This window comes from Janthinobacterium sp. PSPC3-1 (assembly GCF_049896105.1).
Classification (GTDB): Bacteria; Pseudomonadota; Gammaproteobacteria; order Burkholderiales; family Burkholderiaceae_D; genus Janthinobacterium.
In genome coordinates this window covers 134,071-158,947 of the sequence record NZ_JAFCTQ010000007.1, presented here as the reverse complement: position 1 = coordinate 158,947, position 24,877 = coordinate 134,071, and the positions used below count along the sequence as shown (strand labels likewise).

Sequence of the window (24,877 nt, the reverse complement as noted above, 5' to 3'; positions counted from 1 at the left end):
GCTAGCGCGCCACCCGCGCCGCCTCTTCCGCGGAAATGATCGGCAACTCGACCGCGCTGACGCTCCCTGCCGCGTGATACACGCGCTGGGTCGCCTTTTTGTAATCCCCGGGCTGCGCCAGGAAGATATTCGGCACAAAGGTCTGCGGATTGCGGTCGTACAGCGGGAACCAGCTCGACTGGATCTGCACGGCGATGCGGTGGCCGGGCAGGAACACGTGGTTGGCGTTCGGCAGCGCGAAGCGGTAGCGTTCGACCTTGCCTGACTGTATCGCGCTCGGGTGTTCCAGGCTGTCGCGGTAGCGGCCACGGAAGATATCCATCGCCACGCCCAGCTGGTAGCCGCCCATGGCCGGCTGCGACGGCACTTCGTCCGGGTACACATCGATCAGCTTGACCACCCAGTCGCTGTCGCTGCCGCTGGTGCTGGCAAACAGATTGACCATGGGTGCGCCGGCGATGCGCACGGCCTCTTTCAACGGTGCCGACACATAGCTGAGCACGTCGGTACGGTCGGCGTAGCCGCGCTGGTCGCTGACCAGCCATGGCTTCCACACGTCGCCATCGTTCAGGCGCACGGGGCGCGCCACGAACGGCACCGGCTTGGCCGGGTCGGCCACGTATTCGTCGAAGGCGCTGCTGGCATCAAGCGCGCCGGCCGGCGCATTGAAGCCCAGCTTGTTGCCGTCTTGCAGGTAAATCGGGGTCAGTTTCGTGTCGCAGGTATCGCAGGCCAAGGGCCAGCGCTGCAGCCGCTGCCATTGATTGGCGCCGCTCTGGTAAGAAACGACAGGCGCCGTGTTCGCCTGCGGCGCATCGTCCTTCAGGTATTGATTGAGGAAGGGCTGCATCACCTTTTCGCGGAACTGGCGCGCCGTGTCGCCATCGAATTTCAAGGCGCCCAGGCTGGACCCTTCATAGTTGACGCCGCTGTGGCGCCAAGGGCCGACGGCCAGATAGTTCAGGTTGTTGAGCTTGTCTTTTCCTTCCATCGCCGCATACGTGGCGTAGGCGCCATAGATATCTTCCTGGTCCCACTGGCCCACCACGTGCATGGTCGGCACGATCAAGGGCCGTTTGGCCAGGATATTGTCGAGCGCCTGCTCCTGCCAGTAACTGTCGTAGGCCGGGTGCTCGAACAGTTTTTTGGTGTAGGTCAGCTTGTCGATGCCAAACTTTTTGGCAAAATCGCCGGCCGAGCCGATGCGCAGATAGGCCTCGTAATCGTCGTACACGCCCAGCACCGGCGACTCGGCGCTGCCGCGCACGCTGGTCTGCCAGGCCAGGTAGGACAAGCTGGGCATGCGGAAGGCGCCGTTGTGAAACCAGTCGTCGCCGCGCCAGCCGTCGACCATGGCGCTCATCGGGATCGCCACTTTCAGCGCCGGATGCGGGTCGACCAGCGCCATCAGCACGGTATGGCCCTCGTAGGAAGAACCGAGCATGCCGACCTTGCCGTTCGATTCGGGAATGTTTTTCGACAGCCAGTCGATGGTGTCCCAGGCGTCGGTCACATTGTCGACTTTCGTCTTGTTCAGCGGACCGCGCACCGGGCGCGTCATCACATAATCGCCTTCGGAGCCATGCTTGCCGCGCACGTCCTGGAACACGCGGATATAGCCGTTCTCGACCAGGGTATCGTCGCCTTGCGGCAGGGTTGCCAGCATGCTGGCGCTGGTGGCGCGCTGGGCGCGGCGCGCCGCGTTATAGGGCGTGCGCGTGAGCATGATCGGCGCACGCTTCGCATCTTTCGGCACCACGATCACCGTGTACAGCTTGACGCCGTCGCGCATGGGGATCATCACCACGCGCTTGACGTAGTCGTTTACATCCGGCATCACCAGCTTGCTGCCGATATCGGGCGTCATCGGCGGCGTTTGCGCCAGCACGGTCGCAGGTAGCGCCAGCATGCTGGTGGCGAGGGCAAGGCCGGCAAGCCGGACGGGTGGTGCAAGGCGCATGGCGACTCCATTTCAAGATATAGGCAAAATAGCCAACAAGCAATAATACCTGTAACACAAAACGCTTACGGCAGATAAATTGCCGGGCAGCTTGACAGACCGCTGTCAAACTGCAACCATACCGCTATGAATTTTATCCAGTCACAACACGCCTGCACGAATTGGTGGTCCCGCTCACTCCGCGCGGCCACTGCATAGTGATGTGATTTATGATCAACGCCGCCTCGCTCGGTGGCGTAACAGGCAAACCCTGGATCATCCCGACAAGGCGGCTCGAAAGGAAACTTGATGAGCTTGCCGAACACCCCCGATACTCCTGACAATCAAGACACCGCCGCGCCGCTGTCGGCCGCCGCCATCGCTTCGCAATCGGTGATCCTGACGGGCGACCGCCCGACCGGTCCGTTGCACCTGGGCCACTACGTGGGCAGCCTGCGCAACCGCGTGACTTACCAGAATGATTTCAAGCAGTTCATCATGCTGGCCGACGCCCAGGCGCTGACCGACAATATGGACGATATCGACAAGGTCCACCGCAACGTGGTGGAAGTGGCGCTCGACTACCTGGCCGTCGGCATCGACCCGAGCAAGACCACCGTCTTCATCCAGTCGCAGATCCCGGAACTGGCCGAACTGACGTTCTATTACCTGAACATCGTCACCGTGGCGCGCCTGGAACGCAATCCGACCGTCAAGGAAGAAATCCGCCTGCGCGGCTTCGAGCGCGATATTCCGGCCGGCTTCCTCACCTACCCGGCCAGCCAGGCGGCCGATATCACGGCCTTCAAGGCCGGCGTGGTGCCGGTCGGCGAAGACCAGATCCCGATGATCGAGCAGACCAATGAAATCGTGCGCCGCTTCAACCGCATGTACAACCGCGAAGTGCTGATGGAATGCAAGGCGCTGGTACCGGAAATCGGCCGCCTGCCCGGCATCGACGGCAAGGCCAAGATGAGCAAATCGCTGGGCAACACCATCAACCTGGGCGCCACGCCGGAAGAAATCACGGCCGCCGTGAAAAAAGTCTATACCGACCCGCTGCACCTGCGCGTGGCCGACCCCGGCCACCTGGAAGGCAATGTGGCCTTTATCTACCTGGACGCCTTCGACCAGGACAAAGCGGCACTGGAAGAAATGAAAGCCCATTATGTGCGTGGCGGCCTGGGCGACAGCATCGTCAAGAAACGCCTGGAAGTGGTGCTGCAGGAAATGCTGGCGCCGATCCGCGCCCGCCGCGAAGAGTTCGCCAAGGACAAGGGGCAAGTCATCCAGATGCTCAAGGAAGGCACTTTCCGCGCGCGCGAAGTGGCGGCCCGCACGGCCGACGAGGTCAAGTCGGCGCTGGGTTTGAACTACTTCTGATGCAATGAGCGACACCCCTATCGACCTGCTGCTGTCGCAGCATTTTTCCATCGATGCGCTGCGGCAGGCACCAAAGCCCTTGCAACAGGCGCTGGCCATGCTGGGCGGCTGGCTGGAAGGCGCGCGCGAGGTGCCGTATCCGCACCTGCCGTTCGAGCAGTTGCTGACGCAATTGTCCGACACCCGGCCGCCCGCGCACGGCATGCCGGTGGCCGCCTTCCTGCAGGAGCTGGACAGCACCGTGCTGGCCAACACGGCCCAGCTGAACCACCCGCGCTATATCGGCCACATGACGCAAGCCCTGCCCTGGGTCAGCGTGCTGGCCGAAGCGTTTACAGCCGCGCTGAACCAGAACCAGGTGAAGATCGAGACGGCCTATGTGTCGACCCTGATCGAAAAGCAGCTGCTGGGCTGGCTGCACCACCAGGTCTACCAGCAGGAAGACGTGGTGTATCGCGACGCGATGGCGGCCACCAGCGGCGCGCTGGGCAATGTCGTCAATGGTGGCACCATGGGCAACCTGACGGCGCTGGCCGTGGCGCTGGAACACCAGTTGCCGGGCACACGCAAGCGCGGCCTGTTTGCCACCCTGCAGGAAGCCGGCCATGCCGGCCTGGCCGTGATCGGCTCGGCGCGCAGCCATTATTCCGTCAAGAAAGCACTGGCCACCCTGGGCCTGGGCGAAACGGCCCTGCACCTGGTGCCGGTCGACCGCGACAACCGCATCGACATCAAACAGCTGGAAACGACCATTGCGAACCTGAAAGCGCGCAAGATCAGGATCGTCGCCATGATCGGCATTGCGGGCACGACGGAGACGGGCGCCATCGACCCGCTGGCCGCCATGGCCGCGATTGCCGCGCGCGAAGCGATCTGGTTCCATGTGGACGCGGCCTGGGGCGGCGCCCTGCTGGTGGCCGAGCAGTTCCGCCCGCTGTATGCAGGCATCGAACTGGCCGACTCGGTGGTGATCGACGGCCATAAACTGCTGTGGGTGCCGATGGCGCAAAGCATGGTGCTGTTCAAGCGCAGCGCCAGCCTGAACCTGCTGAAGCACAATGCCAACTACATCTTGCGCGACAATTCCGGCGACCTGGGCCAGACCTCGCTGGAAGGCTCGCGCCGCTTCGACGCGCTGAAACTGTGGACCACGTTCAAGGTATTGGGCGTGTCCGGCTATACGACCTTGCTGCAACAGGCCGCCGCCCTCAGCCAGCAGTTCCAGGACTTGCTGACGGACCAGCAGGATTTCGAACTGGTCACCCGTTCCGACACCTTTATCCTCACCTACCGCTATGTGCCCACGCAATTGCGCCAGCGCATGGAGTTGCTATTGGCCAACGGCGACATCGACGCCGCCCTGGCGCTGAACCAGCAGCTCAACAGCCTCAATGCCAGGCTGCAGAACCGGCAAAAGGCCGAAGGCCGCAGCTTTGTGTCGCGCACCGTGCTCGAATCGACGCGCTACCCCGGTCCCACCAATGTGCTGCGCGTGGTGATGAGCAATGTGAAAACCCGGCCGCATCATTTGCGCGCCATCCTCGATGAACAGCGCGCCATCGGCCAGGTGCTGGCAAATGAACTTGGCTTGCGTGGCTAGGCTGCGCCAGCAGGCCAGATGGCTGCTGCTGGCCGCGCTGGTCGCGGTGCTGGCCGGCACCGCCTCGGCCTGGTTCCTGTTCGCACTCGACTGGGCCACCGGCACCCGCAACGCGCATTCCTGGCTGATCTGGCTGCTGCCGGCGGCCGGCTTTGCCACCGGCTGGCTCTACCTGCGCTACGGCAGCGCCGTCGAAGGTGGCGTCAACCTGGTGATCACGGAAATCAAGACCCCTGGCAAACCGATTCCGCTGCGCATGGCGCCGCTGGTGCTGGGCACCACGGTCGTGTCGCACCTGTTCGGCGCTTCGGTCGGCCGCGAAGGCACGGCCGTGCAGATGGGCGGCGCGCTGGCCGACCAGCTGACGCGCTGGTTCCGCCTCGACGAGGCCGACCGGCGCATGGTGCTGATGGCCGGCATCGGCGCCGGCTTTGCCTCGGTGTTCGGCACCCCGCTGGCCGGCGCCGTGTTCGCCCTGGAAGTGCTGGCCCTGGGCCGCTTGCCGCTGACCTTTTACCGCGCCCTGCTGCCCTGCCTGGCCGCCGCCCTGCTGGCCGACCAGGTCGAACTGCTGTGGGGTGGCCTGCTGGGCGTGCACCATACCCACTACGCCGCGCCATTGATACCCGCAGTAACCATCCCGCTCCTGGGCGCGATGGCGATCGCCGGCGTGCTGTTCGGCCTGACGGCCCGCGTATTTGCCGGTGCCACCCATGCATTGGCCGGCGCCATGAAACGCGCGATTGCCTATGCGCCGCTGCGCCCGTTCGCGGGCGGCGTGGTGGTGGTGCTGGCGGTCTGGCTGCTGGGCACCGACCACTATATCGGCTTGGGCATCCCCACCATCGTCGACGCGCTGCAACAGCCGCTGCCGGCCCATGATTTCCTGGCCAAGATGGCGTTTACCATCGTCTCGCTCGGTTCCGGCTTCAAGGGCGGTGAAGTGACGCCATTGTTCTTTATCGGCTCCACCCTCGGCAACGCGCTGGCGCCGCTGCTGCAGCAGCCGTTCGCGCTGCTGGCGGCGGTCGGTTTCGTGGCGGTATTCGCCGGCGCCGCCAATACGCCGCTGGCCTCGACCGTGATGGCGATGGAGCTGTTCGGACCAGAAATCGGCGTGTACGCGGCGCTGGCCTGCCTGGTGGCGTACGCGTGCTCGGGGCGCGTGGGAATATATCGCGCCCAAACGAAGCACCATCACCCTACTGCCTGACCTGGCGCAAGGCGCCATTCCCGTCTTCGGTTATGACTGACAAAAACGGTCGCACCCTGCATTTGCCTTCGTTACGGCTGCTTTATGTTCGGCAGCGCACAAAATGCTTTGCAAGGATCGTAGGAGAACGCCGGCGTTCATGCTAATTCCGGTACACTCATCATTGATTCATCAGCTGGCACGAACCCACTATCGGAGGAATTTGCGCATGACGACAGAACGACGGCGGGGCAGCGTTGCCAGCGACTCCCTCCGGGAGCCGGCGACAAACGAACTCGACGCCATGAAGCGCAGTTTTGAAGAGCGGATACAACAGCTGCTAAGTGACAACAGCGACGGCGCCGACCTGCTGTCGATGTCGATGCGTGCCGCCACCCTTGGCGCGGGCAAGCGCATGCGGCCCCTGCTGCTGATGGTGATCGCGCGCGACCTGGGCTGCGCCTCGCCGGCGCTGGTCGACGTGGCCTGCGCGGTGGAACTGGTGCATGCCTCCTCGCTGGTGCTCGACGACATGCCCTGCATGGACGACGCCAGGCTGCGCCGCGGCGCGCCGGCCATCCACGTCACCTTCGGCCAGGACGTCGCCATCCTCGCCTCGATCGCGCTGCTGAGCCGCGCGTTCCGGATTCTTTCCAGGGCCGAGGCGCTGGCGCCGCTGGTGCGAACCAGCCTGGTCGGCGCACTGGCCGAGGCGGTCGGCACGCAGGGCCTGGCAAAGGGCCAGTTCCAGGATCTGCATGGCGGCGCGGCGCGCAGCGTCGACGATATCGCGCTGACCAACGAATTGAAAACCGGCGCGCTGCTGGGCGCCACGGTCGACATGGCGGCCATCATCGCGCATGCCGACGCGCGCGTGGCGCAATCGCTGCGCGCATTCGCCTTTGCCGCCGGCCAGGCGTTCCAGATCCGCGACGACCTGAAAGACCTGCCCGGCAACGACAGCGCCATCACCGGCAAGGACGTGGGGCTCGATGCGGGCAAGGCCACCTTGCTGACCACGCTGGGCGTGGAGGAAGCGCAGCGGCGCCTGCGCCATCATCTGCACGAAGCCGAGCGCCACCTCGATGACGCGGTCGGCGCGCAACAAGGCACGCGCCGCTTGCTGGGCAGCTTTTTTGCCGACAGCCTGGCGGCCGCCAGCGCGCCGTGCGAACCGCGCAAGGCGGCCCACGCGGCCAGCACGGCCTCGCTCGGTTATTGACCTCCTGAAGGAACACACCGCATGGCGCATTTTGGCGTAGTGACACCCGCGTTCTACAGCCATGTCAGCGCGATGGAGGCCCTGTCCGTGGCCCTGCTGGAACGCGGCCACCGCATCACGTTTTTGCACCGGCCGGACGCCGGCGCCTTGTTGAAAGAGCGCCGCATCGGCTTCCATGCACTCGGCCAGGAAATCTACCCGGCCGGCTCGCTGCCGGCCTCGCTCAAGCTGGCCGCCAATCCCGGCAGCATCATGGGGCTGCGCCGCGTGATACGCGACATGGCACAGACGACCGGCATGCTGTGCCGCGAGCTGCCGGGCGCGCTGCGGCAAGAGCGGATCGACTGCGTGCTGGCCGACCAGATGGAAGCGGCCGGCGGCATGGTGGCCGAAGCGCTGGGCCTGCCGTTTGTATCGGTCGCCTGCGCCCTGCCCGTCAACCGCGAACCGGGCATGCCGCTGCCGGTGATGCCGTTCGCCGCCGGCCAGGACGAGCGCAGCCTGCGCCTGTGCGAAGGCAGCACCAAAGTCTACGACTGGCTGATGACGCCGCACCGGCAAGCCATCGCCGCCGGCGCGCGGCAACTGGGGTTGTCACCGCGCGACGGCCTGCACGATTGCCTGTCGCCCTTGCTGCAACTGAGCCAGACTGTCGCCGGCTTCGATTTTCCGCGCCTTCAACTGCCGCCCCACTTTCACCATGTCGGGCCGCTGCGCGCGCCGTCCGCCCCAGGTCCCGACACCAGCGGCGCGCCCGACCTGGCGCAGGTCAGCCGCGAGCGGCCCTTTGTGTTTGCCTCGCTGGGCACGCTGCAGGGCGAGCGCTTTGCGCTGTTCCGGCGCATCGCCCAGGCCTGCCGCCGGCTCGACGCGCAACTGCTGATCGCCCACTGTGGCGGCCTCGATGCGCGCCAGGCCGAAGCGCTGAAGGAAGCGGGAGCGACCTGGGTGTGTGCCTTTGCCGACCAGCAGGCGGTGCTGGCGCGCGCCGATACGGTGGTGTCGCACGCGGGCCTGAACACCGCCATGGATGCGATTGCCGCCGGCACGCCGATACTGGCCCTGCCGATTGCGTTTGACCAGCCGGGCGTGGCGGCGCGGATAGCACATGCGGGCGTTGGCCTGTGCGCGTCGGCACGCTGGGCCAGCCCGGGCAAGCTGGCGGCGCAATTGCGCCGGCTGCTCGACGAGCCCGAATTCGTGCGGCGTGGTGCAGGTCTCGCCGCATCAATTCGCGAGGCCGGCGGCACCGCGCGCGCGGCCGCCCTGATCGAGGCGTCACTGAAACCGGCCCTGGCCAACGGAGCGCGGTTTGCATAAGGGCCAACCGCTCCATGACCTGATCCTGGTCGGCGGCGGCCTGGCCAATGGCCTGATCGCCTGGCGCCTGCGCACCCAGCGCCCCGAGCTGCGCATCCTGCTGATCGAGCGCGACGCGCAGCTGGGCGGCAATCACACCTGGTCCTTCCATGACGGCGACCTCGGCGCGGACCAGCATCGCTGGCTGGCGCCGCTGGTGGCAACACGCTGGCCCCGTTACGAGGTCGTCTTCCCGCAGCATGCGCGCACGCTGGAAAGCGGCTATGCCAGCATCGCGTCGCTGGATTTTGCGCGCGTGATCGGGCAAGCGCTGGGCGACTCGCTGCGCCTGGACACGCCGATACAGGAGCTCACGCCCACCAGCGTGCGCCTTGCCGATGGTGAAGTACTGCAGGCGCGCGCCGTGATCGACGGGCGCGGCATGCGGCCCAGCCGCCACCTGGCGCTCGGCTACCAGACCTTTCTTGGCCAGGAAGTGCGCCTGGCCGCACCGCACGGCTTGACCGCGCCCATCATCATGGACGCCAGCGTGGAGCAGCAAGGCGGATACCGCTTCGTCTACGTGCTGCCGTTCGGCCCGGACCGCGTGCTGATCGAAGACACGCATTATGTCGACACCAGCGCCTGGGAGCCGGAGCGCCTGCGCGCCAATGTCAAGGCCTATGCCGCCGCGCGCGGCTGGCGCATCGCCGAAATGCTGCGCGAAGAGCACGGTTCGCTGCCGATCGTGCTGGCCGGCGATGTCGACAGCTTCTGGAGAGACCTGCGGGGCCAGCCCTGTTCCGGACTGCGCGCCGGCCTGTTCCACCCGACCACCGGCTATTCGCTGCCGCATGCGGTGCGCCTGGCCGAGCGCATCGCCGCCCTGGCCACCTTCGACGCCGCGTCGCTGTTCGCCACCATCCGTGCCGACGCCTTGCAGGAATGGCGCGGCCAGCGTTTTTTCCGCCTGCTGAACCGCATGCTGTTCCTGGCCGGCGAGGCGGACCACCGCTGGCGCGTGATGCGGCGCTTCTATCATTTGCCGGCGCCGCTGATCGCGCGTTTTTATGCGGGCAGGCTGACCCTGGCCGACCAGGCGCGCCTGGTATCGGGCAAGCCGCCGGTGCCGGTCGGGCAAGCGATCAAGGCCGCACTCAAATTCCACCCTCATCAAATCAGGAAACCTGAATGAACAATGCAAAACAAGCGGTGGTCGTGGGCGCCGGCTTTGGCGGCCTGGCGCTGGCGATCCGGCTGCAGGCGGCCGGCATGCAAACGACCTTGCTGGAAAAGCGCGACAAGCCGGGCGGGCGCGCCTATGTGTATGAAGACCAGGGCTTCGTGTTCGACGCCGGCCCCACCGTGATCACCGATCCGAGCGCGATCGAAGAGCTGTTCACGCTGGCCGGGAAAAAAATGTCCGACTATATCGAGATGCTGCCGGTGGCGCCTTTCTACCGCCTGTGCTGGGAAGACGGCCACCAGTTCGACTACGTCAACGACCAGGAATCGCTGGATCGCCAGATCCACGCCCTCAACCCGAACGACGTGGCCGGCTATCAGCGCTTCCTGGCGTACTCGAAAGCCGTGTTCGAAGAAGGCTACCTGAAGCTGGGCGCCGTGCCGTTTCTGTCATTCCGCGACATGATTGCCGCCGGCCCGCAGCTGGCGCGGCTGCAGGCCTGGCGCAGCGTCTACAGCATGGTGTCGCGCTTTATCGAAGACGATCATCTGCGCCAGGCGTTCTCGTTCCACTCGCTGCTGGTCGGCGGCAATCCGTTCGCCACCTCGGCTATCTACACCCTGATCCACGCGCTGGAGCGGCGCTGGGGCGTGTGGTTCCCGCGCGGCGGCACGGGTGCGCTGATCCTGGCCCTGGTGCGCCTGTTCGAGGACCTGGGCGGGCGCATCGAATTGAACGCGTCGGTCGCGCGCATCGACACCAGCGGCAACCGCGCCACCGGCGTGCGCCTGGAGGACGGGCGCGTGTTTGCGGCGCAGATGGTGGCCTCGAACGCCGACGTGGTCCATACCTATGGTTCGCTGCTGGGCCATCACCCGCGCGGCGTGGCGGAAGCCGCGTCCTTGCGCAAGAAACGCTTTTCCAATTCGCTGTTCGTGCTGTATTTCGGTCTCGACCACCACCATGAACAGCTGCGCCACCACACCGTCTGCTTCGGTCCGCGCTACGAAGGGCTGATCAAGGACATCTTCAAGGGCCAGCACCTGGCCGACGATTTTTCACTGTACCTGCATGCGCCCTGCGTCACCGACCCGTCGCTGGCGCCACCGGGCTGCGGCAGCCACTATGTGCTGGCGCCCGTGCCGCACCTGGGCAATGCCGACATCGACTGGGCGGTCGAAGGGCCGCGCTACCGCGAGCGCATCTTCGACTATCTTGAAGAACGCTATATGCCCGGCCTGCGCAGCCAGCTGGTGACCAGCCGCATCTTCACGCCGCATGACTTCCGCGATGAACTCAACGCCCATGTGGGGTCGGCCTTTTCGCTCGAACCGATCCTCACGCAAAGCGCCTGGTTCCGGCCGCACAACCGCGACCGCGACGTCGCCAACCTGTACCTGGTGGGCGCCGGCACCCATCCCGGCGCCGGCGTGCCGGGCGTGATCGGTTCGGCCAAGGCCACGGCCGGCCTGATGCTGGAGGACGGCGCACGATGAGCGAAGCATTGCTGGAACACGCCACCCACACCATCGCCGTCGGCTCGAAAAGCTTTGCCGCGGCGGCACGCCTGTTTGCGCCCGAGGTGCGGCGCAGCGTGCTGATGCTGTATGCCTGGTGCCGCCATTGCGACGATGTGGTCGATGGCCAGGAACTGGGTTTTACGGCGGTGACACAGGATGCCGGCGCCGCCGCCGATGCCCTGGCGCGGCTGGAGGCGCAGACGCGCCAGGCTTACGCGGGCGAAGCCATGCGGGAACCGGCCTTTGCCGCCTTCCAGGAAGTGGCGCTGCGCTGCGCGATCGCGCCGCAACATGCGTTCGACCACCTGGCGGGGTTTGCGATGGACGTGCGGGAAGCGCGCTATGAAACGCTGGACGACACCCTGCGCTACAGCTATCACGTGGCCGGCGTGGTGGGCCTGATGATGGCCACCATTATGGGCGCGAAAGAGCCGGCGGTGCTGGACCGCGCCTGCGATCTGGGCATCGCTTTCCAGCTGACCAATATCGCGCGCGATATCGTCGACGATGCGCAAATCGGCCGCTGCTACCTGCCCGCGCAATGGCTGCGCGAGGCCGGCATCCCCCAGGAGGAGCTGGCGCTGCCCCGGCACCGCGCGGCGCTGGCCAGGCTGGCGGCGCGCCTGGTCGAGCAGGCGGAACCGTATTATGCGTCGGCGACCGTTGGTCTGGCCGCCCTGCCCCTGCGCTCGGCATGGGCGATCGCCACCGCGCACCGCGTGTATCGCCAGATCGGCATCGAAGTGAAGGCACGCGGCGCAACAGCCTGGGATAAACGGGTCGGTACCTCGCGCGCCACCAAGCTGTGGCTGCTGTGCCGCGGTGGTTTTGACGCGCTGGCGTCGCGCTTCAGGAAGACGGCGACGCTTCGTCCTGCGGCTCTGTGGCAGCGGCCGGTTCACGCAGCGGGCCGCCATGCAGCGCCTGCAACCGCTGTTTGAGATGCGTGACGGGCGGCGCATACAGGAAGCCGAACGACACGGCGCCATCCTTGCCATGCACGGCATGGTGCATCCGGTGCGCCTGGTACAAGCGCTTCAGGTAGCCGCGCCTGGGCACATAGTGAAACGGCCAGCGCTGGTGCACCAGGCCATCGTGGGCGATGAAGTACAGCATGCCGTAGGCGGTCATGCCGGCGCCTATCCATTCGAGCGGATGGCGCCCTTCGGTACCGAGATAAATCAGCACGATGGCAATGCCGGCGAACACCACGGCGTACAAATCGTTTTTTTCAAACCAGCCGGTGCGCGGTTCATGGTGGGAGCGGTGCCAGCCCCAGCCAAAACCATGCATCACATATTTATGCGCCACAATCGAGAACAGCTCCATGAACACCACGGTGGCCAACACGATCAATGCATTGATTAACATTTGTTTTTTACAGGAGTGACAAGAAGATGAGCAAGCCTACCATAGCAGCGCCCGCACACCGCACGATCGCCTCCACCCTGGCAGCCGCGGCCCTGCTGTGCGCCACCGTGCTGGCCAGCGGCGCGGCGCTGGCCGCCACCATCGAGGTCCACGTGACCAACATCAGCAACGCCAAGGGACAGATCCGCGTCGCCGTGTGCGACCAGGAACGCTTCCTGAAACAGTGCGTGCATACGGCCTCGGCGCCGGCGCAAGCGGGCGACACCGTGCTGAAGGTGGCCAACGTGCCGGCCGGCACTTGGGCCGTGCTGGCCTACCACGATGAAAACGGCAACGCCGAACTCGATCGCAACATGATGGGCATCCCCAAGGAAGACTATGGCTTCAGCCGCGACGCGGCCAGCCGCTTCGGTCCGCCCAAGTTTGCCGACGCGGCCATCACGGTGGAAGACGGCGACATGGCGGTCAAGATCAAGCTGCATTGAACCTGGCTGGCGGCAGTCCGGTCAGGATAGCAGCACCCGCTTCAACAGATCGGCCTGCTCCCTGGCCTGGCGCGCCTTTTGCGTGTATTCGCTGGCGGTAGCCGGATGCAACCAGGCGGTGGCCTTGGCGGCCAGGCTGGCAAACAGCTGCTCCTTTTCCTGCAGCGCGCGTACGGCGGCCCAGATGGCGTCCTCGGCTTTTTCGTGTTGCAGCTCGCCCAGGATCGGCGCCGTAAAACTGTGGCCGGTATGGCAGCGGAAGCGCTGCGGCTGCTGGTCCGTCAGTTCCCACAAGGTACCCTGGCATTCTGGACAGGTGAAGGTCGACGGCGTGGCGATTTTTTGCAGGTGTTCCATATTGCCCACTCCCCTGGCGAAACGGTTTTCGACGGCGATCCAGCCGGGCGGCTCGACCTTGGCGCCTTGCGGCGCCGGCGTGCCCTGGGCCAGCGCCAGCAACGCCGGGGCTATTGCGGCCACCGGCAAACGGCTGTCCACCGCCACGTTGCGCATCGCGCTTTGCGGCATCGACGGCGCCACCGCTTCTTCCGGGTCCTGCACCAGCGCCGTGCCGCCGCAGGCCTTGATCGCCTGCAGGCCGGCCGTGCCGTCATCCAGGTAGCCGCTGAGGATGACCCCCACCACGTGTGCACCTAACGCGGCGGCGGCAGAACGGAACAGCGGATCGATGGCGGGGCGCGTATGGTTTTCGCGCGGGCCGCGGGTCAGCTCGACGGTCGCCTGGCCGGCCGTGATGGCCACCAGCATGTGCAGGTCGGGCGGCGCCAGCAGGATGCGGCCAGGGCGTATCGGTTCGCGGTCTTGCGCATAGCGCACCGGCAGGGCCGAGGTTTTCGCCAGCAGCTCGGGCAGCATGCTCTTGCGCGCACCGACATGGGTGACGACCAGGATGGCGGCGGGAAAATCGGCCGGCAAGGCGGCAAAAATGGTGGACAAGGCTTCCATGCCGCCGACGGAAGCCCCCATGACGATCAGCGATTGCACAGCTGTTTTCCTCTCGGGAGATTCATCTGACCTTGATTGTGAAAGGACGCCGGGGCCGATTCCGTGCGTTCGCTAACACAGGCAAGCGCGCGGGCCAGCGGTTACAATGCGGCTCACTTCGCTTCGATGCCGTCCATGCCCTATCTAGTCCTTGCCGCGTTCGTTTTGCTGTATCTTGCCGCCACCGTGCTGGTTCAGCTGCCGCTGCTGGTGGCGGCCGTGTACGGCGTGATGAGCATCACCTGCTTTGCCGTCTACGCGATCGACAAGCGCGCCGCGCGCGCCCAAGCCTGGCGCACGCCGGAAAAAACCCTCTGGCTGCTGGGCTTGCTGTGCGGCTGGCCAGGCGCCCTGCTGGCCCAGCAATGGCTGCGCCACAAGACCGCCAAGCGCTCGTTTCAGGTGGTGTTCTGGATTACCGTGGTGGTAAATATAATGGGGTTTGCCTGGCTGAGCATGCTGTCAGCACAGGCTTGATACCCCTTAGACTGGGGTCTTGAATATTGGGTCTACGATGAACTGCTGAGCTTTAATTCGCAAGGTGCGCTCTTCATCGAGCTCGGCGCGCGTTTCGCCCAGTTCCTCGCGTTCGGCTTCCAGCTCCAGGCGCGCGGTGGCCAGTTCGGTTTCCACGCGGGTCAGGGTTTCCAGTTTCAGCTGGGCCTGGATCAGGTCGGCGCGCGCCGTTTCGGCCGCCGCTTCCAGGCGCGGTATGCCTTCGAGCTTGAATTGCGCCTTGGCCAGGTCCATGCGCGCCTGCTCGGCCGCCTCTTCCAGGCGCGGCAGGCCTTCCAGCCGCAGCTGGGCCTTGGCCAGGTCGGTGCGGGCCTGGTTGGCGACCTGGCGCTCGCGCTCGAGTTCGGCGCGCAAGGTGTCCAGCTCGGTGGCCTGCAAGTCGAGCAGCTCTTGCTGGCGCTCGTTCTCGCTGGCCAGGTCCATCAATTCCTGTTGATTGTCATTCATCTCGGCTTCATGCGCGCTGTTGCTGGCGCTCAGTTCCTGTCCCACAAAATCGAGTATGGCCTGGCGCAGCACGGGCGACAGTTCGGCCGCGGCGGCGATCTGGCGCTGCGCGCCGGCCTTGCGCCGTTGCAGCAGCTTGCTGATGGTGCCCAGGCAGGCGCTGCCGCCCAGTTTTTCGCGCAGCGCGCGCACCGTGATGGGCAGGCCCTCGGCCGCCATCGCGTCCATCGCCGCATTGATCTGTTCCGCGCTTGCTTTTGCCATGATTGCTCTCGTCTACGTTGCCTGCGGCTGGAAAGCCGCATTGCTCAGGGGCATCATATTATTCCAGCGGCGGCATAGCGTAAAGTATTTCTCAACAGAAATTGCAATTGCACAACAGAATCTTGATCCAGGTGCAGCATGCCGAATTAGTCTTCCAGCAAACCATTTTCCGATAAGTTATCCTGGATCAACTCCAGCCGCAGCACGGGATTTTCCTGGCTCAGCAGCAATTGCTTCTGCACCGGCGTCAGCGACAGCAGCTCGCACCAGCGGTTTGCGACCCAGCCGCATTCATCGAGCCGGTATGGCGGCTGGATCGGCATCTGGTCGAGCGGGATTTTTTGTTCTTGCAAGGTACGGATCAAGGCGCCCAGGGCGTCGGCCACGTTTTGCTGTTCAGGCGGGATCGGCATCACCAGGTCTGGCGGCAGCAAGTCCACTTCCGCCACCCACAAGCCGTTTTTCAGCTGTTCGCTGGAACCAATCTGAAAACGCCGGGTGCCCATGCATTTGATTTGCAGCAGGCCCGACAAGGGTGCGGCCCAGTCGACCACCTTTGCCAGGGTGCCGACCTGGGCCAGGGTTTCATCTTGGCCGGGCTTGCGTACCTCCGTGCCGTCGAGCAATTGCACCACGCCAAACGGCTGCTCGCCGGTGATGCATTTGCGTATCATGTCCAGGTAGCGCACCTCGAAGATCTGCAGCGGCAGATAGCCATCGGGATACAGCACCGTATTGAGCGGAAACAAGGGTATCGAGGTCATGCCCGCATGATGGCACGAATGCGCCGGGCGTGCAGCACAACTGGTCCGATCAGGCTATTTGTAAAAGCGGCGCTTGGCCGCGCGTTCGGCCGCTTTCGGCGCCAGCACCTTGACCGGCTTTTTCTGGATCGCGCCGCCGGCGGCCGTGCCCGGCACCCGGTGCTCGGCCTCGAAGCCCGGCTCCTCGCTGCGTTTCAGGGTCTGCCGCGTCAGCGCTTCGACCGCCGACAGCAATTCCACTTCGTCGGCGCAGACCAGCGAAATCGCTTCGCCGCTGGCGCCGGCGCGGCCGGTGCGGCCGATGCGGTGGATATAATCCTCGGCCACGGTCGGCAAATCGAAATTGACGACCTGCGGCAGTTGCTCGATATCGAGGCCGCGCGCCGCCACGTCGGTCGCCACCAGCACCTGCACTTCGCGCGCCTTGAAACGGGCCAGCGCGCGCAGGCGGTTCGGCTGGGTCTTGTCGCCATGGATCGAATCTGCACTCACGCCCTGCTCCAGCAAGGTTTTCACCAGCACCTCGACCCCCTTGCGGGTTTTCACGAACACCAGCACCTGGCCCCAGCGTTTCTTCTTCAGCAAGTGCAGGAACAGTTCGGGCTTGCGCTTCTTGTCGCACACGATCACCGACTGCTTCACGGCTTTCACGGTGCTGTTGCGCGGACTCACTTCCACCGACACCGGGTCCTTGAGCATGGTTTTTGCCATGGCGCGGATCGCGTCCGAGAAGGTGGCCGAAAACAGCAGGGTCTGGCGCTGTTTCGGCATCGTCATCAGCAGCAGGTCGAGTTCGCGCTCGAAACCGAGATCGAGCATGCGGTCGGCCTCGTCCAGCACCAGCGTCTGCACCTGCTCGAACTTGATCGCGCCCTGTGACTGCAGGTCGAGCAGGCGGCCCGGCGTCGCCACCAGCACGTCGAGCCCCTTGCGCAGTTTGCTGATTTGCGGTTCGATCGCCACGCCGCCATACGCGACAAAACTGCGCAGCGGCAAGCTGCCGCCATAGCTGCGAAAACTCGCATACACCTGTTCGGCCAGTTCGCGCGTGGGCACCAGCACCAGCACGCGCACGCACTGCGGCGCCACCACGCCCTCCAAAGCCAGGCGCTGCAGCAGGGGCACGGCAAAGCCGGCCGTCTTGCCGGTGCCGGTCTGGGCGGCGGCCATCAGGTCGCGTCCGGCCAGGACGACGGGAATGGCCTTGGCCTGCACGGGGGTCGGCTTGTCATAGCCGAGGTCGGCGAGTGTGTGGACCAGGGGATCGATCAGGCCGAGGGAGGAAAACGTCATGGGGGAACCTTGCAGCAAAGCGGATAAGAAGCCGCGATTATAGGCCAGCCAGGTGCCCCGGTCAGAACTTCATTTCCATGGTGGCGCGCGCCTGTGGCGAGCTGGGCGATATCGCGTTGCGGGCAATCGTCCCGTTTGCGTCGGTATAGACCGTGCTGCTTTCAAAATCCTGCGCCAGCAGATTCGATACCGCCAGGCGCAACTGGTTTTTCGGGTTGAATTTCCACAAGGCATACAGATCGAGGTCGCGCCGCGGCGTGGTGTAGGCGCTCTGCTGCGGCGTGATGCGCACCGGGCCGCCGTTGCGGAAATTGAAACTGCCGCCGGCCGTCAATACGCCGTCGGCCGTCTTGTAGTCGAGGCCGAAATTGCCGCTGACGGGAGTTTGCTGGTCGAGCCGGTTGTTCGGCCCCGGCACCTGGTCCACCTGCGACCAGTTGCGGCTGATGCTGGCGCGCACATCGATGGCCGGCACGGTGGCCGACAGCACGGCGCGCAACGGAAACTTCGCTTCCAGTTCCACCGTTTGCGTATTGGCGCGGCCATCGTTGACGGGCGTCGAGACCCAGCGCTCGTCGATCAGCAGCAGCCCCTGGCGCGTGTAGCCGTCGATGCGGCGCGCCGAGGCGCGGGCGCTCAGCAGCGCACCCTGCGCCCAGTAATGCTCATACGACGCATCGATGCCCAGCGCCAGCTCCGGTTTCAGGTTCGGATTGCCTTCGCGGTCCGGATCGGTCTGGCTGTTGTTGGTCGAGGTATTGCGGCGCGGTATCAGGCTCGACGCCGGCTGCGCCTTGTAGGTACGCGTGAGTGCCAGGCGGATCTGGTCTCCCTTGGTATCGGGCAGCTTCCACAGCGTTTGCAGCAGCGGACTCCAGACGCTGGTGCGCTGGCGCACGGCGTCAAAACTGTCGCCGGTGCTGCGCGTATCGATGCCTTCCCAGCGCACGCCCGCATACATCGACCAGCGCGGCGTGATCTCCCAGTCGTCCTGGGCAAACAGCGCCAGCCGCCGCACCAGCGCATCATAATCCTCGTCGCTGTTGAAGGGCGGCCGGCCGGCCGGCAGTACCGCCTCGCGCTGGCGGCGCTCTTCCTCGCGCTCCGTGTAGGCGCCGTCCCAGCCCATCGACAGCGCGTGGCCCGGCACCAGCGGAGTCGAGTATTTGCCGGTCGAACTGACCCCGTTCTCGGTCGACTTCACGCCCACCGCGCGTTCGAGCGCCAGGCCGGCGCCATCGATATAGCCGCGCTGCAGGCTTTTGGAGGTATTGCGCGCGCCGGTCGCGCCCAGTTTCAGTTCCAGCCGGGCGCCGCCATCGAGCTTGTGCATCCAGGTCAGGTCGGCGCGGCCCATGGCGTTGTGATTGCTGGAGCTGCCGGTATTGGTATCGTAATCGGGACGCGCGCCCAGTTCGGTTTCGGCGCGGCTGACGTTGCGGTGCTCGCCACGGCCGGCGTTGACGAAGAATTGGGCCGTGACCGTGTCGCCGCTTTTCAGGGTCCAGTTCAGGCGCGGCGACAGATTGATGCCTTCGGGACGGCCGTCGCCGCTGCCGGTGGTGCGGCGCCGCAGGTTTTGCCGGCCGTCGGGCAGGTAGCCCAGTTCCAGCGCGGGATTGTCGTAGTGATAGTCGTAGCGGAACAGCGAGCCGGCCATCGAATAGGAAAAATTGCCGTCGCGGTCAGACAATTGCAGGTTGACCGTCGGCGAAAAACTGTCGCGGCTGCCCGCCAGGCCCAGTTTGAGCTCGCGCTGCGCCGTCTTGACGGCCTTTTTCAGCACCACATTGATGGTGCCGGCGATCGACTGGGTGCTATACTCGGCGCTGGCCGCATGCAGGATCTCGATGCGTTCGATCACGTCGGGCGACAGGGTATCGAGCGAAAAACCGGCCGGCGCGCGCTCGCCGTTGAGCAATATCTGCGTATAGCCGCTGCCCAGGCCGCGCATGCGGATCTCGCCGCCGGTACGGCCGGCCGCGCCCGTGACGGTAATGCCGGGCAGGCGCTTGAGCACGTCCGTGACATTGGTATCGCCATACTTGAGGATTTCTTCGCTGTTCACCACCATCTTGCTGGCCGTGTCGTCACGGCGCGGATCGTAGCCGCTGCCCTTCACTTCCACCTTCTGCACGGCAGGCGCGGAATCAGCAGGCGCGACCGGCGCGGCGGGATTGGCGTCAGCAGTGGCTTGCTGGGCGTGGGCATGCCAGGCAAACAGGACGGCGGCGGTACACAGGGTGAGGCGAAACAGAGGCAAGGACGATGGCATGATGAATTAGCTGGAGTTGGCTGAATGAAATGGCTGACGCTAAAAACGGCAGCGGCATTTTGCAGCAAAATTTTGCCCTACGGCACAGTTTCCAGAAAATAAAGTTTTGGGCAAATTAAATTCGGCCATCGAACGCGCGGGCCGTCAGAATATGGCCAATTCTGCAAGGCGAGTCGTCAGAATTTCAGTTCCATGGTGGCGCGCGCCTGCGGCGTGGTCGCCGAGATCCCGGCGCGGACGATGCTGCCGCTGGCATCCCTGAAGATCGCATTGCTTTCAAAATCCTGCGCCAGCAAATTCGACAGCGCCAGGCGCAGCTGGTTTTTCGGATTGAATTTCCATAGCGCATACAGGTCGAGGTCGCGCCGCATCGAGGTGTACGCGAACTGCTGCCGCGTGATGCGCACCGGGCCGCCGCTGGTCAATACCAGGCTGCCACCAATGGTCAGCATGCCGCCCGGCATCTTGTAGTCGATGCCGAGATTGCCACTGAACGGCGTCTGCTGGTCGAGCCGGTTGTCCGGCCCCGGCACGTGCTCCACTTGCGACCAGTTGCGGCTGAGGCTGGCGCGCAGGTCGATCGCCGGCGCCGTCGCGTCCAGCAGCGCGCGCAAGGGAAACTTCGTCTCCAGTTCCACCGTCTGCGTATTGGCGCGGCCGTCGTTGATGGGCGTGGAGACCCAGCGTCCGTCGATCAGCAGCAAGCCCTGGCGCGTGTAGCCGTCGATACGGCGGGCCGACACGCGCACACCGAGCAAGGCGCCTTCGGCCCAGTAATGGTCATACGAGGCGTCGATACCCAGCGCCAGTTCAGGTTTCAGCCGGGGATTGCCCTGGCGGTCAGGTTCGGCCTGGCTATTGTTGATCGAGATGCTGCGGCGCGGTATCAGGGTCGAGGTGGACGGCGATTTATAGGTGCGCGTCAGGGCCAGACGCAGCTGGTCGCCGCGGGTGGAAGGCAGCTTCCACAAGGTCTGCAGCAGCGGACTCCAGACGCTGTTGCGCTGGCGCACGGCATCGAAACTGTCGCCGGCGCTGCGGGTGTCGCCGCCTTCCCAGCGCAGGCCCGCATACATGGACCAGTGCGGCGTGATCTCCCAGTCGTCCTGCGCGTACAGGGCCAGCAGCCTGACGTCGGAACGGTAGTGCTCATCGCTGTAGCGCGCTGGACCGGCGCCCGGCGGGGTTGCTTCGCGCTGGCGGCGTTCTTCCTTGCGCCGGCTGAGCGTGCCATCCCAGCCCATCGACAACGCATGGCCCGGCATCCACGGCGAAGAAAACTTGCCGTTCGACGAGATGGTATCGTACGTCGCTTCCAGCTGCACCCGGCGGTCCAGCGCCAGCTCCGCGCCATCGATCAGACCCAGCGTATCGCTGTCGTTCACGCTGCTGTTGGCCATGCCGCGCACGCCCAGTTCGAGTTTGCCGCCAGCGTCGAGCTTGCGTACCCAGTTCAGGTCGGTGCGACCGGCAACCTGGCGATTGCCGCCGTGGATGTCATTGGTGTCATAGTCCGGCCGCTCGCCCAGCACGGTTTCGGTATGGTAGTTGCTGCGATTATTTCCGCGATTGGCATTGAGAAAAAACTGCGCCGTCAGGCTGTCGCCAGCGGGATAGTTCCAACTCAGCCGTGACGCCAGGTTGAGGCCTTCCACGCGGCCACCGCCATCACCGGCGATACGGCGCAGCAGGTTCTGCTGGCCGTCGGGCAGGTAGCCGAGGTCCAGCGCGGGGCTGTCTCGCGTGCCGCCGAAATCATAGTCGTAGCGAAATACCGACGCGGACAGCGACCAGGAAAATAGTCCATCCTTGTCCGACAGCTGCAAGCTGCCATTGCCGGAGCGCGCATCGCGCCCGCCGCCCATGCCAAGCTTGAGATCGCGCTGGGCCTTTTTCACGGCTTTCTTGAGCACCACGTTGATAGTGCCGGCGATCGACTGGGTGCTGAACTCGGCACTGGCCGCGTGCAGGATTTCGATACGCTCGATCATGTCTGGCGAGACGGTATCGAGCGAAAAGCCGGCCGGTACGCGCTCGCCGTTGAGCAATATCTGCGTATAGCCGCTGCCCAGGCCGCGCATGCGGATCTCGCCGCCGGTGCGGCCGGCCGCGCCCGTCACGGTAATGCCGGGCAGGCGCTTGAGCACGTCCGTGACATTGGTATCCCCATACTTGAGGATTTCCTCGCTGGACACGACCATCTTGCTGGCGGTGTCGTCGCGGCGCGGATCGTAGCGGCTGTTGACTTCCACCTGCTGCTGCACCGGCTCGGCCGGCTTGCGCTGCTGCTCTGTCTCCTGCCCTGCCTCTTCCCGAGCCTGCGCCTGGCAGGCAACCATCAGGGCGGTGGCGGCAATGGTCAGGTACAAGGCAAGCAGGCGGGGTGGCATCATGGCTGGGCAGTTGGTATCACGGGGAACAGGGACTGAAAACAGGCGCTCATATTTTGAGGCAATTTTTTCATCATGACACGGCCAGCCGAAAATATTTCTTATAAAAAATTAAATTCCGTGGAAACGACTTCGCACGCCCGCGGTATCCCTGGTCATCCTTCGCCGCTATAATGCGTTTACATCATTATTCCACCCTCCCCCTCAAAGGCTCCCTATCGTGTCCCGTCTCGCCGTCCTGCCCCAATACCTGCTGCCCAAGGGAGCATTGACCAATTTCGCCGGCCGCGTCGCCGGCGCCAAAGGCGGTTCGATGACCACCCGGCTGATCCGCTGGTTCGTCGGCCGCTACAACGTCAACATGGATGAGGCGCTCGACCCGGACATCACGCACTACACCAGCTTCAACGATTTTTTTACCCGCGCGCTGCGCCCCGGCGTGCGTCCGATCGCACAAGCCGATTATGTCTGCCCCGTCGACGGCCGCATCAGCCAGTTCGGCGCCATCGACAAGGACCAGATCTTCCAGGCCAAGGGCCATCATTTCAGCACCACCGCGCTGGTTGGCGGCGATGCGGCGCTGGCGGCGCAATTCGAGCACGGCAGCTTCGCCAACCTGTACCTGAGCCCGCGCGACTACCACCGCATCCACATGCCGTGCGACGGCCGCCTGACGCGCATGATCTATGTGCCGGGCGAATTGTTTTCCGTGAACCCGACCACCGCGCGCGGCATTCCCGGCCTGTTCGCCCGCAACGAGCGCGTGGTGTGCGTGTTCGACACCGCCAACGGTCCCTTCGTGATGACCCTGGTGGGCGCCACCATCGTCGGCAGCATGGCCACCGTCTGGCACGGCGTGGTCAACCCGCCGCGCTCGGGGCAAGTGCGCGACTGGAGCTATGCCAACGACAATATCGTGCTGAAAAAAGGCGAAGAGCTGGGCCGCTTCCTGCTGGGCTCGACCGTGGTCATGCTGTTCCCGAAAGACACGCTGCAGTTCAACCCGGCGTGGCAGCCGGCCGGGCCGGTGCAGCTTGGTGAAGTGATGGGTAATTTTCCCAAGTAACGTTTTAGACCGGCATGTCCATCTGGTACATCTCCTCCATCAGGTTGAGAAACGCGCGCGTCTTGGCCGGCATCAGCCGCCGGCCGGGAAACACGGCCCAGCCCGTGACCAGCGGAAAACTCCACTCCGGCAGCACGCGCACCAGTTCCCCCGTTTGCAGATAAGCCTTGGCGAAGCGGTCGGTGCTGGCCGCGATGCCCACCCCGGTGCAGGCCATGCGTACCAGCAATTCCGGCGAATTGGCCAGCAGGCGCACCGGCAAGTCGCGCTCCCAGGTGGTCTTGCCGCGTATCAGGGTCCAGCGCACCAGGCCATGCTGGGCACGCGGCAAGCTGAGTAGGTCGTGCCGGAACAAATCGTCGGGATGCTCGGGCAAGCCATGCACGCTGGTGTACTGCGGCGACGCATAGAGCGCCAGGGTGCTGAAGGCCACGCGGCGCGCCGCCAGGCTGGCGTCGTCGGGCAGGTTACCCATGCGTATCGCCAAATCAAAATTTTCCTCCAGCAAATCCACGCGCCGCGCCGACAGATCCAGTTCCAGCGAAATCGCCGGATAGCGACGCACGAACTCGGCCAGCACTTGTCGCATCAGGGTATCGGCAAAGTCGGCCGGCATCGAAATGCGCAGCAAGCCGCTGGGCCCGGCCTGGCGGTGCTGGGCCAGCGCGCCGGCCGCCTCGGTTTCTTCCACCACCTTGCGCGCGTGTTCCAGCAGGCTGGCGCCAAATTCGGTCAGCACCAGCTTGCGCGTGGTCCGCCGCAGCAGGCGCTCGCCCAGCTTGCCTTCCAATAGCGAAATACGGCGCGACAAGGTCGACTTGGGCAAGTCGACGCGCTCGGCGGCACGCGAAAAACTGCCGCATTCCACCACGCGGGCGAACAGCAGCAAATCGCCGGGATCGATGTCCATCGCATTCATTCCTTGATTGTTCCATCAGTGGATAAATGTTATCCATTTTAACGGCTTCCGCATCAATTTTGGAATTGCTATAGTTCATCCATCGCAAGACACCTCACTCACAAGGAGAAACAAGATGAACATCCTGCAAATCAATTCCAGCGCCCGCAGCACCGGTTCCGCATCCACCCGCCTGGCCGACGCCCTGGTCGCCAAGGTTCTCGCCGCCAACCCTGGCGCTGCCGTGGTGCGCCGCGACCTGGCCGCCCAGCCGCATCCGGTGCTGGACGAACCGACCCTGCAGGCACTGTTCACCCCAGCCGAGCAGCGCACCGCCGAACAGGCGGCCCGCATCGCCCTCGACGACGCACTGATCGCCCAGGTGCAGGCGGCCGACGTGATCGTGGTTGGCGCGCCGATGTACAACTTCGGCATCACCGTGCAACTGAAAAGCTGGTTCGACGCGATTGCCCGCGCCAACGTCACGTTCAAGTACACGGAAAAAGGCCCGGTAGGCCTGTTGACCGGCAAGAAAGTCTATGTGGGCCTGTCGCGTGGCGGCCTGCACCGTGACGGCGCCACCGACAGCCAGGTGCCGTTCCTGAACACCATGTTCGGTTTCCTGGGCTTGAGCGACGTGCAGTATGTGTATTCGGAAGGCATGGGCATGGGTCCGGAAGCCGTGGCCAAGGCGCAAGCCCAGGCGGACGCCGAGATCAACGCCATCCTCGTCTGATTGTTTCACACCGAAAAGTAATAACT

The 24,877-nt window shown here is 64.8% G+C and carries 21 protein-coding genes; 12 read left to right on the top strand and 9 right to left on the bottom strand.

From position 1 onward, the window contains the following. Window position 1: 1 nt before the first annotated feature. Window positions 2-1,960: a CocE/NonD family hydrolase gene (locus tag ACP7B7_RS10370; protein WP_426076622.1), complete on the bottom strand. Its 1,959-nt coding sequence runs from the start codon at window positions 1,958-1,960 to the stop codon at window positions 2-4. A 288-nt stretch (window positions 1,961-2,248) separates the two neighbouring features. Here ACP7B7_RS10370 and trpS point away from each other — a divergent pair, with 288 nt between their 5' ends. The 8 genes from trpS to crtB all read left to right on the top strand — a co-directional run bounded on the left by trpS (window position 2,249) and on the right by crtB (window position 12,282). Then, window positions 2,249-3,322 carry a tryptophan--tRNA ligase gene (gene trpS, locus ACP7B7_RS10365; RefSeq protein ID WP_426076621.1) on the top strand — a complete coding sequence of 358 codons (1,074 nt, stop codon included), beginning with the start codon at window positions 2,249-2,251 and terminating at the stop codon, window positions 3,320-3,322. Window positions 3,323-3,326: 4 nt separating this feature from the next. Beyond that, window positions 3,327-4,922 (top strand): pyridoxal-dependent decarboxylase, encoded by a 1,596-nt coding sequence (locus ACP7B7_RS10360; RefSeq protein WP_426076620.1) that lies wholly within the window; start codon window positions 3,327-3,329, stop codon window positions 4,920-4,922. Then, window positions 4,900-6,135 (top strand): chloride channel protein, encoded by a 1,236-nt coding sequence (locus ACP7B7_RS10355; RefSeq protein ID WP_426076619.1) that lies wholly within the window; start codon window positions 4,900-4,902, stop codon window positions 6,133-6,135. The genes ACP7B7_RS10360 and ACP7B7_RS10355 overlap by 23 nt, the downstream gene beginning before the upstream one ends. A 208-nt stretch (window positions 6,136-6,343) precedes the next feature. Continuing rightward, entirely contained in the window at window positions 6,344-7,336 is a 993-nt protein-coding gene (locus ACP7B7_RS10350) for a polyprenyl synthetase family protein (RefSeq protein ID WP_426076618.1), read from the top strand. A gap of 21 nt (window positions 7,337-7,357) precedes the next feature. Beyond that, window positions 7,358-8,656, top strand: a complete 1,299-nt coding sequence (locus tag ACP7B7_RS10345) for a glycosyltransferase (RefSeq protein WP_426076617.1) — start codon at window positions 7,358-7,360, stop codon at window positions 8,654-8,656. After that, window positions 8,649-9,830, top strand: a complete 1,182-nt coding sequence (gene crtY / locus ACP7B7_RS10340) for a lycopene beta-cyclase CrtY (protein WP_426076616.1) — start codon at window positions 8,649-8,651, stop codon at window positions 9,828-9,830. The genes ACP7B7_RS10345 and crtY overlap by 8 nt, the downstream gene beginning before the upstream one ends. Continuing rightward, on the top strand, window positions 9,827-11,317 hold the full coding sequence (locus ACP7B7_RS10335; RefSeq protein WP_426076615.1) for a phytoene desaturase: 1,491 nt from the start codon (window positions 9,827-9,829) through the stop codon (window positions 11,315-11,317). The genes crtY and ACP7B7_RS10335 overlap by 4 nt, the downstream gene beginning before the upstream one ends. Beyond that, window positions 11,314-12,282: a 15-cis-phytoene synthase CrtB gene (gene crtB / locus ACP7B7_RS10330; protein WP_426076614.1), complete on the top strand. Its 969-nt coding sequence runs from the start codon at window positions 11,314-11,316 to the stop codon at window positions 12,280-12,282. Before ACP7B7_RS10335 ends, crtB begins: the two co-directional genes overlap by 4 nt. Here crtB and ACP7B7_RS10325 read toward each other — a convergent pair. Then, window positions 12,191-12,712 carry a sterol desaturase family protein gene (locus ACP7B7_RS10325; RefSeq protein WP_426076613.1) on the bottom strand — a complete coding sequence of 174 codons (522 nt, stop codon included), beginning with the start codon at window positions 12,710-12,712 and terminating at the stop codon, window positions 12,191-12,193. The two genes, crtB and ACP7B7_RS10325, sit on opposite strands and share 92 nt — an antisense overlap. A 26-nt stretch (window positions 12,713-12,738) precedes the next feature. On the opposite strand from ACP7B7_RS10325, the gene ACP7B7_RS10320 reads away from it, so the two are divergent. Next, window positions 12,739-13,197: a DUF2141 domain-containing protein gene (locus ACP7B7_RS10320; RefSeq protein ID WP_426076612.1), complete on the top strand. Its 459-nt coding sequence runs from the start codon at window positions 12,739-12,741 to the stop codon at window positions 13,195-13,197. Window positions 13,198-13,218: 21 nt separating this feature from the next. Here ACP7B7_RS10320 and ACP7B7_RS10315 read toward each other — a convergent pair whose 3' ends face one another. Next, entirely contained in the window at window positions 13,219-14,202 is a 984-nt protein-coding gene (locus tag ACP7B7_RS10315) for a chemotaxis protein CheB (protein WP_426076611.1), read from the bottom strand. Window positions 14,203-14,337: 135 nt separating this feature from the next. Here ACP7B7_RS10315 and ACP7B7_RS10310 point away from each other — a divergent pair, with 135 nt between their 5' ends. Then, the gene (locus ACP7B7_RS10310; RefSeq protein WP_426076610.1) at window positions 14,338-14,679 is read left to right on the top strand and encodes a DUF1294 domain-containing protein; all 342 of its coding nucleotides are present in this window, start codon (window positions 14,338-14,340) and stop codon (window positions 14,677-14,679) included. Window positions 14,680-14,685: 6 nt separating this feature from the next. On the opposite strand, the gene ACP7B7_RS10305 is transcribed toward ACP7B7_RS10310, so the two are convergent. The 5 genes from ACP7B7_RS10305 to ACP7B7_RS10285 form a co-directional block, all read right to left on the bottom strand. Next, window positions 14,686-15,429, bottom strand: coding sequence for a DNA-binding protein (locus tag ACP7B7_RS10305; RefSeq protein WP_426076609.1), 744 nt, complete (start codon window positions 15,427-15,429; stop codon window positions 14,686-14,688). A gap of 146 nt (window positions 15,430-15,575) precedes the next feature. Continuing rightward, a complete protein-coding gene (locus ACP7B7_RS10300) occupies window positions 15,576-16,193 on the bottom strand; it encodes an LON peptidase substrate-binding domain-containing protein (protein WP_426076608.1) in 618 nt (205 codons plus the stop codon). 54 nt (window positions 16,194-16,247) lie between these two features. Next, window positions 16,248-17,486, bottom strand: coding sequence for a DEAD/DEAH box helicase (locus ACP7B7_RS10295; protein WP_426076607.1), 1,239 nt, complete (start codon window positions 17,484-17,486; stop codon window positions 16,248-16,250). A 61-nt stretch (window positions 17,487-17,547) separates the two neighbouring features. Continuing rightward, window positions 17,548-19,761: a TonB-dependent receptor plug domain-containing protein gene (locus ACP7B7_RS10290; protein WP_426076606.1), complete on the bottom strand. Its 2,214-nt coding sequence runs from the start codon at window positions 19,759-19,761 to the stop codon at window positions 17,548-17,550. A 176-nt stretch (window positions 19,762-19,937) separates the two neighbouring features. Then, window positions 19,938-22,154: a TonB-dependent receptor plug domain-containing protein gene (locus ACP7B7_RS10285; protein WP_426076605.1), complete on the bottom strand. Its 2,217-nt coding sequence runs from the start codon at window positions 22,152-22,154 to the stop codon at window positions 19,938-19,940. A 214-nt stretch (window positions 22,155-22,368) separates the two neighbouring features. Here ACP7B7_RS10285 and asd point away from each other — a divergent pair, with 214 nt between their 5' ends. Beyond that, a complete protein-coding gene (asd, locus tag ACP7B7_RS10280) occupies window positions 22,369-23,217 on the top strand; it encodes an archaetidylserine decarboxylase (protein ID WP_426076667.1) in 849 nt (282 codons plus the stop codon). A gap of 4 nt (window positions 23,218-23,221) precedes the next feature. Here asd and ACP7B7_RS10275 read toward each other — a convergent pair whose 3' ends face one another. Next, window positions 23,222-24,127, bottom strand: a complete 906-nt coding sequence (locus ACP7B7_RS10275) for a LysR substrate-binding domain-containing protein (protein WP_426076604.1) — start codon at window positions 24,125-24,127, stop codon at window positions 23,222-23,224. 124 nt (window positions 24,128-24,251) lie between these two features. Between ACP7B7_RS10275 and ACP7B7_RS10270 the strand changes: the two genes are divergently transcribed. Continuing rightward, window positions 24,252-24,851 carry an FMN-dependent NADH-azoreductase gene (locus ACP7B7_RS10270; RefSeq protein WP_426076603.1) on the top strand — a complete coding sequence of 200 codons (600 nt, stop codon included), beginning with the start codon at window positions 24,252-24,254 and terminating at the stop codon, window positions 24,849-24,851. Window positions 24,852-24,877: the final 26 nt, after the last annotated feature.